This window comes from Intrasporangium calvum, from assembly GCF_028446585.1.
Classification (GTDB): Bacteria; Actinomycetota; Actinomycetes; order Actinomycetales; family Dermatophilaceae; genus Intrasporangium; species Intrasporangium calvum_A.
On record NZ_JAPFQL010000007.1, the window covers coordinates 24,517 to 38,061 of the forward strand.

The 13,545-nt window shown below is 71.5% G+C and carries 10 protein-coding genes; 5 read left to right on the forward strand and 5 right to left on the reverse strand.

All coding sequences use genetic code 11. From position 1 onward, the window contains the following. Positions 1-48: 48 nt before the first annotated feature. Positions 49-2,721, reverse strand: a complete 2,673-nt coding sequence (locus OO014_RS02975; RefSeq protein ID WP_272460779.1) for an AMP-binding protein — start codon at positions 2,719-2,721, stop codon at positions 49-51. A 219-nt stretch (positions 2,722-2,940) separates the two neighbouring features. On the opposite strand from OO014_RS02975, the gene OO014_RS02980 reads away from it, so the two are divergent. The 3 genes from OO014_RS02980 (at position 2,941) to OO014_RS02990 (ending at position 7,830) form a co-directional block, all read left to right on the forward strand. Beyond that, complete coding sequence (locus tag OO014_RS02980; protein WP_272460780.1) at positions 2,941-3,126, forward strand: hypothetical protein; 186 nt, start codon at positions 2,941-2,943, stop codon at positions 3,124-3,126. Positions 3,127-3,283: 157 nt separating this feature from the next. Continuing rightward, a complete protein-coding gene (locus tag OO014_RS02985; protein WP_272460781.1) occupies positions 3,284-6,247 on the forward strand; it encodes a helix-turn-helix transcriptional regulator in 2,964 nt (987 codons plus the stop codon). A 161-nt stretch (positions 6,248-6,408) separates the two neighbouring features. Next, positions 6,409-7,830: a tyrosine phenol-lyase gene (locus tag OO014_RS02990; RefSeq protein ID WP_272460782.1), complete on the forward strand. Its 1,422-nt coding sequence runs from the start codon at positions 6,409-6,411 to the stop codon at positions 7,828-7,830. On the opposite strand, the gene OO014_RS02995 is transcribed toward OO014_RS02990, so the two are convergent. Genes OO014_RS02995 through OO014_RS03005 form a run of 3 tightly spaced genes read right to left on the reverse strand, consistent with a single transcriptional unit; the run spans position 7,725 to position 11,689 of the window. Next, positions 7,725-9,701, reverse strand: coding sequence for an alpha/beta fold hydrolase (locus OO014_RS02995; protein WP_272460783.1), 1,977 nt, complete (start codon positions 9,699-9,701; stop codon positions 7,725-7,727). The genes OO014_RS02990 and OO014_RS02995 overlap by 106 nt on opposite strands. Then, positions 9,698-10,273: a TetR/AcrR family transcriptional regulator gene (locus tag OO014_RS03000; protein ID WP_272460784.1), complete on the reverse strand. Its 576-nt coding sequence runs from the start codon at positions 10,271-10,273 to the stop codon at positions 9,698-9,700. The genes OO014_RS02995 and OO014_RS03000 overlap by 4 nt, the downstream gene beginning before the upstream one ends. 36 nt (positions 10,274-10,309) lie before the next feature. Continuing rightward, complete coding sequence (locus OO014_RS03005) at positions 10,310-11,689, reverse strand: tryptophanase (protein ID WP_272460785.1); 1,380 nt, start codon at positions 11,687-11,689, stop codon at positions 10,310-10,312. Positions 11,690-11,984: 295 nt separating this feature from the next. Between OO014_RS03005 and OO014_RS03010 the strand changes: the two genes are divergently transcribed. Together OO014_RS03010 and OO014_RS03015 are read left to right on the forward strand one after the other, a co-directional pair. Next, positions 11,985-12,221: a DUF2249 domain-containing protein gene (locus OO014_RS03010; RefSeq protein ID WP_272460786.1), complete on the forward strand. Its 237-nt coding sequence runs from the start codon at positions 11,985-11,987 to the stop codon at positions 12,219-12,221. Between the two features lie 40 nt (positions 12,222-12,261). Next, entirely contained in the window at positions 12,262-12,717 is a 456-nt protein-coding gene (locus OO014_RS03015) for an Lrp/AsnC family transcriptional regulator (RefSeq protein ID WP_272460787.1), read from the forward strand. 80 nt (positions 12,718-12,797) lie between these two features. On the opposite strand, the gene OO014_RS03020 is transcribed toward OO014_RS03015, so the two are convergent. After that, on the reverse strand, positions 12,798-13,379 hold the full coding sequence (locus OO014_RS03020) for a hypothetical protein (protein ID WP_272460788.1): 582 nt from the start codon (positions 13,377-13,379) through the stop codon (positions 12,798-12,800). Between the last annotated feature and the right edge of the window lie 166 nt (positions 13,380-13,545).

Here is a 13,545-nt window from a genome sequence, read left to right on the forward strand (position 1 = left end):
CGCTCGGTGATCAGGGTGAGCACGACCAGAGCCGTTGGTCCCTGCTGCTCACGGGACGACGACGAGCGAGGGACTGCCGGAGGGAGCGGCCACGGGCCGGTCGGCTCGGCGCGCTGCCCGAACCTGGGCCACGGCCCGCCTGGCCAGGTCCACCCCTGCCGTCCACAGCCACCAGTAGCCGACCCCCACGGCAAGCGACACCGCAAAGGCCGGCACCGGCGCACCCCAGAGGTGCTCGAGCACCTGCCAGTGGATGACGTAGACGTAGAGCGAGCTCGCGGCGAGCACCTGCACGACGGGCACGAGCATGGCGGGGATTCGAGACACGGGCTTCCAGATGAGCAGCAGCACGAACGCGAGCGAGAGCAGGTCACGGGCAGGGTTGCCGGAGAAGGTCCCCACGCTGAGCACCGCCACAGCGGTCACGACCCACTGCTCACGTCGCGAAACGGCCCGGGCAATGGCCCAGCCGAGGAAGAAGAGGAAGAGGACGACCAGCGCCGAGCCCTGCATCCGGGGCCCGGGGAGGGGGTAGAGCGGCAGGCGAAGGGTGAACGCGACGGCGGTCAGGGCCAGCGGCAGACCCAGGGGCCAGCGGCGCTCGGCACGGGCGACCGCCGGCACAGCGACGAGCACCATCGCGACGAGGAGGGCGACGACGAGGGCCTCGATGAACCAGAACCGCCACGGCGGGCCGAGGCGCTCCTCGCCGAGGAGCCAGTTGGCGAGGAAGAGGTTGCGCGGCTCGTAGTAGCCGCCGATGAAATGTGCCGGCACGATGACGGCCAGCGTCGGCAGGGCGATCCGCGTTGCACCGCGCGCCAACGAGCGCAGCCGGTCGCGGGTCCGCTCAGACGCGAGGGCGAAGCGGACGACGTTGTAGCCGACGAGCACGAGCAGCGCGTGCGCGGTGCCCTGCAGGACGAACAGGTCGGCGTGGGTCCCGACGATGAGCACGATGGCGAGCGCGCGCAGCCACACGTTGGTCTCGACGGTGCGCCAGGCGCGGGACTGTCCCCGTCCGAGCCACCCACCGCCCCAGCCTCCCCGGCCGCGCCCCGGAGCGGGCCCGCCGGCCGCAGCGGGGTGATCGTCGGCAGACTGAGTCCGCAGGGAGGCAGCCTCCTCGAGGTCGGCGACCGAGGTGACATGCCAGGACGCCGGCAGCGTCCCGAGCAGCTGCTCGAGGCGGATGGACACCTCGACGTAGGACAGTGAGTCCCCACCCAAGGAGACGAACGTCGAGGACGGTGCCACCTCGGACCGGCCGAGGGCTGCCGCGTAGACGGCGGCGACCGAGGCGATGCGCTTCTCGTCGGTGGCCTCGATCCGGGCCCGGACCTCCTCGACCCGGGACAGCACCGCTGCGTAGTCCGTCTTGCCGTTCGCGCGGACCGGCTGCTCCGGGAACGCCACGACGGAGATCGCGGCGGCGGGCGCGCCGCTCAGCCGGGCGGCGGACCGGCGCAGCGCCCCGAGGTCCACCGACCCAGGAGCGTCCCCAGTGGCCGCGACGGCGACGGCGAGCAGTCCCTCTCGGCCGGCGCACCGGACGTCCTGCCCTGCGCGTCGCAGGCCCCGCTCGACCTGGTCGAGGTCGATGCGGTGGCCGAGGACCTTGACGAACCGGCTGCTCCGGCCGGTCACCTCGTAGAGGCCTGCCTCGGTGAGCCGACCGAGGTCACCAGTCCGGAGTCGGGTGATGGTGCGGGGCAGGGCGAGGTCTCGGGGGGACTCGGCGTAGCCCAGCATGACGTTGGGACCGGAGTAGACCAGCTCGCCGTTGACGACGTCGAAGGAGCCGCCGGGCACGGGGACGCCGATGGTGGAGGGGTGCTCGAGCGCCAGGTCGGGCGGCAGGTAGGCCATGCGCGCCGTCGCCTCCGTCTGGCCGTACATGACGAACAGGTCCCAACCGCGGGCCCGCCCCACCTCGGCCCAATGGCGCACCCGGTCCGGCTCCAGCCGGCCACCGGCCTGGGTGACGTAGCGCAGGCTCGGCAGGTCCATCGACTCGAAGCCGACCCGCTCGAGCAGCTCGAAGGTGTAGGGCACTCCTGCGAGCGTCGTGGCGCCTGACTCACGGAAGAGCCGCCAGAAGCACTCGTCGACGACCGACAGGTCGGTGAGCGCGATGCTCGCGCCGCGGCTCAGGTGGCTGTGGACGACGGACAGCCCGTAGCAGTAGTGCAGGGGCAGGGTCGTGGCGGCACAGTCGGACGGGCGGATGTCGAGGTACGTCGCGATCTGGTCGGCGTTGGCGGCGAGGTTGTCCCACGAGAGGCGGACGAGCTTGGGTGAGCCGGTGGACCCGCTCGTGCTGAGCAGGAGCGCCAGGTCCGGGTGCAGCTCGTGAGCCGAACCGTCGCGGACCACGTCGACGGAGCCGTCCGAGCCGATCACGGCGTCGGGGTCATATGCCGCTCGCAGCGTTGCGCGCGCAGGTTCACTGTCGCTCGGGACCAGGAGCACGACGTGCCCGCCGGCGAGGGCCCCGAGATAGCCGACGAGGCTCTCGAGCCGGTTGTCGCCCTCGACGAGGACGAGGCGCCGGGTGGTGCCGAGCGCGGCGGCGACCGCGTCGACGCGCTGGGCCAGCTCCGCGTAGGTGACGCTCGCGTCGGGGGTCGCGACGGCGCGGGCGGCGCCACGGGCGGCGAGGTCGCGGAGCCACGGGAGCCCACAGGGCGCCCGGGTCAGCTCGCCGGCCAGCGCAGTCACAGGGACATTGAAAAGGTAAGCCTTACCTAATGCAAACCGGCGTTCCGCGGTGCGGGACGCCGGCCCGTGTGAGGTAGCCCACCGCCAGCCCTGATGGTGTCTGAGGTAGCTACCCCGGCCACGCGTGGCCCAGAGATAGGGAGGTCGCCCGATGTGTGGGGATACCTCACCCGGCGAGCCTTGAGGAGTCACCAGAGAGGAAGAAGACAGGGAGCCATCATGACCACCTCGATCACCTTGATCACCCCGGAGTACATGCAGGCAGAGCTGCAGGCCAGGTACGGCCCGCCCTCTCGCCGCACCTGGCGCCGCCGTGCCGCCCCGTCGCTCGCCGTCGAGGTCAGGGCTCACCGGCAGCGCAGGGACGAGCCGGCCCGCCTGGCGACGCCGGCCCGCGCCTACTGACCCGGGCGGCGGCAGCGCCACCACGGACCGGCCCGCACCTGACCGCTGCAAGGACGTCCCACCCATGGACCCCGTCGAGCACGCGACCAGCCCCGCCACCTCCACCGTCCCCGAAACCCACGAGACGTTGTCGGACCCATCCCGGATAATTCGGCGTATGCCGTTCAGCTCCGGGGTCATGGTCGGACGCGAATCGGACCTGGCCCGCCTCGCGGAGGCCGTCGGGCTCGTCGACTCGCTCGACGGCACCCGCGGCGGCGTGGCCATCGTCTCCGGGGATGCCGGCATCGGCAAGTCGCGACTGCTCCTGCAGCTCACCACGGATGCGGGCCAGGCCGGTTGGCTCACCGTCACCGGCCACTGTGTCGGGCAGGCCGGTAGCGCTCTCGCGTACCTCCCGTTCGTGGAGCTCATCGGCCTGCTCGACACCCTGACGCCCGACGTCGTCACCCAGGTGCTCGGTTCTCATCCGAGCCTGGCCCGGCTCCTCCCACGCAGGGACGGCGGCACGGGTGTCATCACAGGGGGAGGCACCGACTCGGCGAAGGAGGCCAGCCCGGGCCTCGTCGCCGAGTCGGTGCACGCCCTCCTCACCGCGCTCGGCGCCCGCCGGCCGACTCTCGTCGTCATCGAGGACGTGCACTGGGCGGACCATTCCTCGCGCGACCTGCTCACGTTGCTGTTGACCCGGTCGTTCACGACGCCGGTGGCCCTGGTGGCCAGCTACCGGTCCGACGACCTGCACCGCAAGCACCCGCTGCACGAGACGCTCGCGGTGTGGGACCGGATCCCGCACGTCACGCACGTCAGCCTCGCGCCCCTGACGGATGCCGCCGTGGGTGAGATCGTCGGCGGCATCGAAGGGGTGCCTGAGGACGCGCAGACCATGCGCGAGATCACCCGGCGCGCCGAGGGCAACCCCTTCTTCGCCGAGGAGCTGGCTGCGAGCGCCGTGGCCGGCCATCAGGTCAATGGTGGCCTCGGTCGGGTGCTGCGGGCCCGCGTGGAACGGCTCGACGAGATCGCGCAGAGCGTGGTCCGCGCCGTCTCGCTCAAGGGTGACCGGTTCATCGGGCACGAGCTGCTGGCCCGGATCATGGACCTCCCCGAGCCGGAGCTCGACGCAGCGATCGCCCAGGCGGTGGAGCACCACGTCCTCGAGACGAGCTGGCCTCCGGCCTACACCTTCCGGCACGCGCTCCTGGGTGAGACGGCGGCGGAGGCCCTCCTCCCCGGGGAGCGCCTCCGGCTCCACAAGAGGTATGCCGCTGTGCTCGCCGAGTGCCCACACCTGGCTCCGGCGTCCGAGCTGGCTCGCCACGCCGCAGCGAGCGGCGACCTCCGCGCCGCGGTGGCGGCGAGCCGGGCCGCCGCGGAGGCGGCCATGGACGTGGGTGGCCCCCAGGAGGCGCTGTTGCACCTGGAGCTGGCCCTCAGCTGGCTCGCGGAGGACGCCGCGGAGCGGGACGACGTGACGATCCGGGCGTCCGAGGCGGCCACGGCCGCAGGCGACATCCTCCGGGCGGTCCGGCTCCTCCGCGACGCCATCGACCACCCGGGCCCAGGACAGCGCGACGACGTCCGGGCCGAGCTGCTCGCTCGCTACGCGACCTTGTCCCGGATGCTGGACCTGCCTGTCCAGGGACTGGACCTGACCACCACGGCCGTCGACCTGCTGCCGGCGGAGGAGACGCCGCGGCGCGTTCTGGTCCTCATCGCCCACATCCAGCAGCTCGTCGACGCGGGCGCTCTCGACGCCGCGGTCCGCACGGGCGACGAGGTGATGGCGATGGCCGAGCGGCTCGGCCTGCGCGAGTCCCTGCTCGAGATCCGCACCATCCTGACGCGGGTCATCGAGGCCCAGCAGGACCTGGACGCCGTCGAGGCCTACCTCCAGAGCCTCCTCGCTGCCGTCAAGGGCACGGACAGGCTGATCCAGCTGCGCCTCACCCACCAGCTCGCTGCCGTGGCCCACCGGCGCGGCGACCTGGCCGGCGCGCTCGCCCACTACGACGAGGGGACCCGGATCGCCCGTCGCCTGCACCAGGAGTGGGCCCCGTGGGGCCTGGACTGCCGCCTGCTGAGCGGGCTGACGGCCTATGAGCTCGGTGACTGGGACGGCGTCCGTAGCCGGTTGTCGGTGGCCTCGAAGGTGACCCCGCAGCCGGCTCGCGCCTTGTTCGAGGCGGCCGGGCTGGCCGTGTCCGCCGGCCGGGGGGAGGCGGCGCCGCCCGGGCGGCTGTCGGCGCTGCGTGAGTGGTGGTACGTCGACGGGATGGCCGTGGTGCTGACGGTCATGCCGGGCATCGACCTGCTCGGTGAGGCCGGCGACCTCACCGGTCTGCTCGAGATCGCCTGCGAGGCAGCCCAGACGCTGGACAAGGCCTGGGGGAAGTACCACGCCAGCGTCCGCCTCGCCGCTCTCGTCGCCGGTCAGGCCGCCAGCCTCGCTCCCCGGGCCCAGCCCGAGCTGCGCGAACGCTCGGTCCGCACGGTCGAGGACCTCCAGCGGCGCGCCGACCAGCTCGTCGCCAAGGTCATCCGCAAGTACCAGGGAGACGACTGGGAGCCGACCGACGTCGAGGTGCTGAGGGACTCGAGCACGGAGACCTGGGCCTGGGCGAAGCGGCTCCGCGCCGAGCGGTCGCGGCTCGCGTGGACCCTCGGGCAGGGTGAGCTGCCGGACGTGGAGGAGATGGTCATCGCCTGGCGTGAGTCAGTCGAGGCGTTCGAGCGTCTCGGCCACGTCTACGAGGCCGCCCGGTCTCGCGCCCGCCTCGCCGCTGCCCTGCACGCCGCCGGGCGGGAGGTCGAGTCGCGGCAGGTCGCCGATTCAGCCCGCGAGGTGGCCGAGCGGCTTCGGGCCCGTCCCCTGCTCGCCGAGCTCGAGGCCCTGGCGCGCCCGATGCCGGCCGCGGCCGTGGCCGCCGAGCTCACGCCTCGCGAGCTGGAGGTGCTCGCCCTGGTCTCCCGGGGCCTGTCCAACGGCCAGATCGGCAAGCAGCTCTACATCAGCACCAAGACGGTGAGCGTGCACGTCTCCAACCTGCTTGCCAAGCTCGGCGCGTCCGGCCGCACCGAGGCCGCCGCCATCGCGCGGGATCGGGCCCTCGTGCCGTGATCTGGCTGGACACTTTGCTCCGCTAAATCGCTGTTGGGGTAGTCAGGTTGGGCAGTGTGACCATCGATCACTGTACCGATTGCGCACCACCGGAGATGGGCGCACAGTGGCGGCAGACGACCCGGCGACCAGGCCGGTCCTGCACAGAGAGGGCCCCACCCATGCCAGCCATTGCCGAGCCTTACCGGATCAAGATGGTCGAGCCGATCACGATGACCACCCGGGAGCAGCGCGAGGCCGCCATCCGCGCGGCGGGCTACAACACCTTCCTGCTCCGCAGCGAGGACGTCTACATCGACCTGTTGACGGACTCCGGCACCTCGGCGATGAGCGACCGCCAGTGGAGCGCGATGATGATGGGCGACGAGGCTTACGCTGGGGCGCGCTCGTTCGACCACCTCGTCGAGTCGGTCCGGGAGAGCTACGGCTTCCCCTACGTCTGCCCGACGCACCAGGGGCGGGGCGCCGAGCACCTCATCTCCCGCATCCTCATCACGCCGGGCCAGCACGTCCCGGGCAACATGTACTTCACGACGACCCGCGTGCACCAGGAGCTCGCCGGCGGCACGTTCCACGACGTGATCATCGACGAGGCACACGACCCGAGCTCCCTCCACCCGTTCAAGGGCAACGTCGACCTGGACAAGTTCCAGGCCCTCATCGACGAGGTCGGCGCCGACCAGATCGCCTACATCAACGTCGCCGTGACGGTGAACATGGCCGGCGGCCAGCCGGTCTCGATGGCCAACATCCGTGCGGTCCGCGAGATCTGTGACCGCTACGGCATCATCATGTGGTCGGACGCGACCCGCCTCGCGGAGAACGCATACTTCATCAAGGAGCGCGAGGACGGCTACGCCGACCGCCCGGTCGCCGAGATCGCCCGCGAGATGCTCTCGCACTTCGACGGCATCACCATGTCGGGCAAGAAGGACTGCCTCGTCAACATCGGTGGCTTCCTCGCCATGCGGGACGAGGCCATCCTGACCAAGGCCCGCGAGCTCGTCGTCGTCTTCGAGGGCATGCCGACCTACGGCGGACTGGCCGGTCGAGACCTCGACGCGATGGCCGTCGGCCTGCGCGAGGCCCTGGACGATGACTACCTGGCCCACCGGATCGGCCAAGTGCGCTACCTCGGCGAGCGGCTGCAGGAGGCCGGCGTCCCCATCGTCCAGCCCGTCGGCGGTCACGCGGTCTTCATCGACGCTGCGGCCTTCCTCGACCACCTCCCGCAGGACGAGCTGCCGGCCCAGACCCTCGCGGCCGAGATCTTCCTCGACTCCGGGGTGCGCGCCATGGAGCGCGGCATCGTGTCCGCCGGCCGCGACGCCGACGGCAACCACCGCCACCCCAAGCTCGAGCTGGTCCGGCTGACCATCCCGCGCCGCGTCTACACGAACTCCCACATGGACGTCGTCGCAGAGTCGGTCATCCGGGTCTTCCAGCGGCGCAAGGAGATCCAGGGCCTGAAGTTCGTCTACGAGCCGCCCACCCTGCGCTTCTTCACCTCACGCTTCGAACCGCTCGCGGCCGACGCCGCCCTGGAGGAAGGGAGGCCCGAGCCGGCGCTCGCGGGCGCCTGACCATCAGTTGACCGAGGGGCCCGGACGTCGCCACACCACGCCGGGCCCCTTGGCCTGCGGATCAGCGCGAGGAGCTCGTCGGCGTGGGTCAGCTGGGGATGGTGTCCGGCCCCCGAGATGATCGACAGAGCGACTCCCGGCAGGGACTCGAGCAGGGCGAGGCCCTCGTCCGTCAGCGGGTCGTCCGCGCCGACGATGATGTGCACGGGCCCGGGATAGGCGGCCAGCAGGCGGTGCAGGTCGCGGCGCCAGGCAGCGGACGTCGTGCGCTGCAACAGTCGAGCCACTCGAGCAGCGACGCCGGCCCGGTGCAGGTCAGCGACCGCGGGCGCCAACCGCTCGGCCGCTGATGCCGAGCCGGTGAGTCGCCGCGACAGGCCCGCGGCCGTGACCCGGCGCAGGTAGGCCCTCGTCAGCGGAGCCACCCGAGCGAGCAGTCCCGCGGTCGGCTGGAGGAAGAAGGGCGCGACGAGCGTCAGCTGCTCGACCCGCTCGGGATGGACCGACGCCGCCTGGAGGGCGGTCGCGGCACCGACCGAGTGGCCGACCAGGTGGAGCCCTCCCCCCGTCGTGAGGGTCGTGAGCGCCGTGAGCGCCGTGAGCGCTGTGAGCCACGCCCCCCACTCCCGATCACCACTCCCCCGACTCAGGCCCAGACCCGGCAGGTCGACCGCGCTCAGGCCGGCGTCCTGTCGCACCAGGTCGGCCCAGGAGTCGGCGTTCACGGGAAGTCCGGGCAGGACCACGGTGGTGGCCGTCGGGTCACCGAGATGGAAGGTGCGCGTCCCGGCGACGTCGCGATAGCCGCGCACCGGTCCGCCCGAAGCGGTGCCGAAGCGTTGGCCGGCGAGGTGGTCTGCCCACGCCAGCGTCGCGGCCACCGGGTCGGGCTTGACCAACCGGTGCCGGGTCGCGACCTCCTGGGCGGCTCCCGTCGGGTAGCGGTCGCTGGACAGGAAGGTCAGGGTCTCCGGATCCGCCTTGGTGATGCGCTCCGGCAACCGCTTGAGCAGGCCGGCGGGGACGCGGAGCCGGGGCACCCTCACCTCGTAGTGCTGGCCCACCTGCGCGAGCAGGTCAGGGAGCGTGGGCGTCTCGTCGTCGAGGAGCCAGTAGGACTGGCCCACCGTGGTCTGGTCGGTCGGCAACAGTGCCATGAACCGGGCGAGGTGGTCGACGGTGACGATGGGCACGAACGTGGTTCCGTCGCCGGGGAGGGCAGGCAGCGCGCCGTGCCAGAGGTCCTTGAGGCTGGCAGCGAGTCCGAGGTACTGGTCGGACTCACCGGTCTCGCTGTGCCCGATCACCGTGGCGGGGTTGACGACCGTCCAGGGCAGCCCGTGCTGCTCGGCCCGGGCCCGGAACACCGCGTCCGCCTCGACCTTGGAGGCCTCGTAGGCGCCGAGCCGCGCGTAGCTGGCGCGGCGTTCCTCCTCGCTCCACGGGATGCCCTGCGGGTCGGCACCACCGACGCGGTAGCCCGAGACGTGCACGATGCGAGTGAGCCCGGGGAGACGCGCGGCGAAGGCGACGATGGCCTCCACGGTCGCGACGTTCGCCGACCGGGCCTCGTCGTTGCTCATCCCGAAGCGGAAGGCCCCCGCACAGTTGTGGATCTCGGTCAGGTCCGCGAAGGCCTCGGGGCCACCGGGGAGCAGCTCCGTCGCGGTGAAGTCGACGAGGACGTTGCGGGGCGCCTCCGCCAGACCATGAGCTGACAGCCACCCACGCAGGGCCGCGGCGGAGCGTTCACTCCGGGTGGCGGTGACCACGTCGGCACCCGCCTCGAGCAGCGCGAGCACGAGGTGTCGCCCCGTGAAACCGGAGGCGCCGAGGACCAGGGCCCGGCGCGGGACCGCGTCGTCCCTCATCGGGCGTCCACCAACCCGCTGAGCACCTGGCCGGCGCGCAGCAGGGGGACGACGCTGCGTTGGGCCCGGGAGATGATCGACGCCCCCTCCACGGTGCTCACGAGAGTCGTGGCGAGACCGCGGGCGTCGTCATCTGATCGGCCGTGCTCGACGAGGAGCTCGGCCACCGGGGAGATCCAGGACTCGAAGGCCGCGGCGCAGCTCTGGCGGAGGAGATCGCTGTCCGCGCCCATCTCGAGGGTGACCACGGAGACCGGGCAGCCGAGCTGGAAGTCGCTGGCCTCGAGCAGTGCGGCCAAGGCCTCGACCACGCGGCGCACGACACCACCCGCGGTGGGCTCGTCCCGTGCCGCAGCCGTGATCAGCTCGTGGAACTGATCGGCTGCCCGGTCGACCGCGGCGACGCCCAGCGCCTCCTTGCCGTCGGGGAAGTGGAAGTAGAGCGAGCCCTTCGGCGCGCGGGCGTGCTCGGCCACCGCGATGAGGCCGGTCCCCGCATAGCCCCGGGACTGGATCAGCTCGAGCATCGAGTCGACCAGTCGCGTCTTCGTCAGTTCCCCTTTGGTGGCCATGGCGAAAAACTAGACCGGTCTACATATTTTGTCCACTCACCTGGGCGCGAAGGACGCCGTGAAGTGCCGCAGGGCGGGAGGCTCGGCCGTGATCCGATAGCCGGGCAGGGTCGGCGCCACGTGCGCCAGCCGCTCGCACACCTCGATGACGTAGTCGATGTGGCTCTGGGTGTACGTCCGCCGCGGGATCGCCAGCCGCACCAGCTCCATCGACGCCGCCTGCTCGGAGCCGTCCGCCTGCCGGCCGAACATCACGGTCCCGATCTCGCAGGAGCGGATCCCACCGAGCTCGTAGAGCGCGACGGCGACGGCCTGGCCCGGGTACTCGAGCGGCGAGAGGTGCGGGGCGAGCGCGCGCGCGTCGATGTAGACGGCGTGCCCGCCGATGGGCGTCAGGACCGGGATGCCGAGCTCGACGAGCGCCTCGCCGAGATACGCGGTCGAGCGGATCCGGTAGCGCAGGTAGTCGTGCTGCACGACCTCTCGCAGCCCCTGGGCCAGGGCCTCGAGATCGCGCCCCGCCAGCCCGCCATACGTCGGGAAACCCTCGGTGAGGATGAGCATGTTGCGGCAGCGCTGGGCCAGGTCGTCGTCGTTCATCGCGAGCCAGCCGCCGATGTTGCCCATCGGGTCCTTCTTGGCGCTCATCGTCATACCGTCGGCGAGGCCGGCGATCTCGCGGACGATGTCGCTGACCTCCCGGTCGCCCTGCCCCGCCTCGCGCTCGCGGATGAACCACGCGTTCTCGGCGAACCGGCAGGCGTCGAGGAACAGCGGCTTGCCATAGCGGTCGCAGATCTCGCGGACGCCGCGGAGGTTCTCGAGGGACACTGGCTGCCCGCCGCCGCTGTTGTTGGTGATCGTCATCATGACGCAGGGCACGTTGTCGGCCTGCTCGGCGAGCAGCCCCTCGAGGGCGGCGAGGTCCATGTTGCCCTTGAAGGGATGGTCACTCCCCGGGTCCCGGCCCTCGGCGATCACCAGGTCGACGGCGCGGGCGCCGGTGAACTCCACGTTCGCGCGGGTGGTGTCGAAGTGGGTGTTGTTGGGCACGACCTTGCCGGGCCCACCGAGCGCGGAGAAGAGGATCTTCTCGGCGGCTCGTCCCTGGTGCACCGGGATGACGTGCTCGAAGGGGAACAGCTCGCGGACCGCGTCGACGAACACGTAGTAGGAGGGCGAGCCGGCGTAGGACTCGTCGCCGCGCTGGATGGCCGCCCACTGGTCACGGCTCATCGCGCCGGTGCCCGAGTCGGTGAGCAGGTCGATGAGTACGTGCTCGGCGCGCAGCTGGAACAGGTTGTAGCCGGCCGCCTGCAGGTGCTCCTGCCGCTGGGCTCGGGTCGTCATCGTCAGCGGCTCCACGGAGTGGATCCGGAAGGGCTCGATGATCGTGGTGAAGGGGGCGTCGTTCATACCCACAGATTGGCCGTATGCCGCTGGGCTCGGAAGGCGCATCGGGCACCGTTTCGCTGCGGTGACCTTGCGATCGTGTCGCAGTCAGGCGAGCCGGTTCACGATCGTGAGGAAGGGCCTCAGCGCTCTCGGAGCCCTGCCCTGCCCGATGCAGGGGCCACCGGTCGTGGGATAGGCTCCTCTTGTTTAATACGGCTGATTCCGTGATTAATGGCCGGCCGCCCTGCAAAGCGCCAACCCCGGAAACACCGACCCCCGAAACACCGACCCCCGAAACAGCAACCAAGGAGAAGGCATGACCACCGACCCGCAGCTCGACGTCCGCTCGGAGCCCCCGGCCCGGCGCCACACGCTCATTCTGGACACGTACCACGCGCTGGCGCCGGGCGCCGGCTTCGAGCTCGTCAACGACCACGACCCGAAGCCGCTCTACTACCAGTTCGACGCGGAGTACACGGACCAGTTCACCTGGGACTACCTCGAGGAGGGCCCCGAGGTCTGGCGTGTGCGCATCGGCCGCCCCGCTGCCTGAGCAAGCCCGCATCGACGGCCGGGGTCCGTCCGGTTCGGCCATGATGGGTGCCGTGGACCGCGTCGACTGGCACATCCTGTCCGAGCTCCAGGCGGATGCCCGGCTGTCGTTCAACGAGCTCTCCCGGCGGGTCAAGCTCTCCGCGCCGGCCGTGGCCGACCGGGTGCGGCGACTCGAGGAGTCTGGCGTCATCGCCGGCTACCACGCGCAGGTGGACCTCGAGAGCGCCGGCCGCCCGGTCCGGGCCGTCGTGGTGATGGACTGCTACGGCCCGACGTGCCTGCTCCGGGATCCCGACGTGGCCGGGTGGCCGGAGGTGCAGCAGTTCTACCGGGTGACCGGGCAGGGCTGCTCGGTGCTCGTCGTGGCCACGGCGTCGATGGACGCCTTCGAGGAGCTCATCGACCGCCTGGCCCGCTACGGCCGGCCCAGCAGCAGCATGATCCTCGCCGACCAGCTCCCTTGGGCCCCGGTGCTCCCGAGCCAGCCGGCCTGACTCCCTGCCGCGTCGCACCCGGCCGAGGTGCCGGGTGCCGCGGAACCCGGCCCAGCGGCATACGACACCTCCTGAGCGCCTCAGTGCGTCGTGGCCGCCACGCCGCCCGGGTGCTGCTGTGGTGACCTGGTCCGGAGGGCTTGAGCTGCCGCGAGGAGCGCGCCGAGCATGCCGGTTGCCAGCGCACCCATGGCGTCGAGGAGTCCCACCCAGAGTCCGAGACCGCTCAGCTCCTGGATGACCGCCGCGACGACGAAGCCCAGGCCGACATGCCACAGCGAGGTGGACGCGGCCCCCAGGTCCCGGCCTCCGACGAGCGCCAGCGGCACGACCAGGGCGAAACCGAACGTCGGGGCCGCGAAGCTCACCAGGAGGAAGGGCTCCCCGGTGCGGATCAGCGCGGCGCTCGCGACGGCCAGGCCGACGAAGATCGCCACCGGTCCGGCGGTGACCCGGGACCGGCCGGGCCGGACGGCATCCCACAGGAGCACCACTCCCGTGACGAGCGCCCCCGACAGGACGACGAAGGGCGGGATGCCGAGGTCGGAGGCGGTCCACATGCAGAAGTACGCGCTCACGAGAGTCCCCACCACCCCCGTCAGCACCGATCCGACCACCGCGACGGAGAGCGCCGCACGATACGCCGCGTGCATGCCGCTCATGTCCCGTCGCCTCCTCCCGACGGATACAGCTCGACCCGAGTCCCACCACCATGCTCAGCCACCGGCCCTGCGGACGGCAGGGCCAACAGTCCCGGGATCACACCGACCAGCCGGGAAAGTCGGCAAGTGCACTCGCCCGTAACCTGCTCCTGGTGAAAGGCTGCCT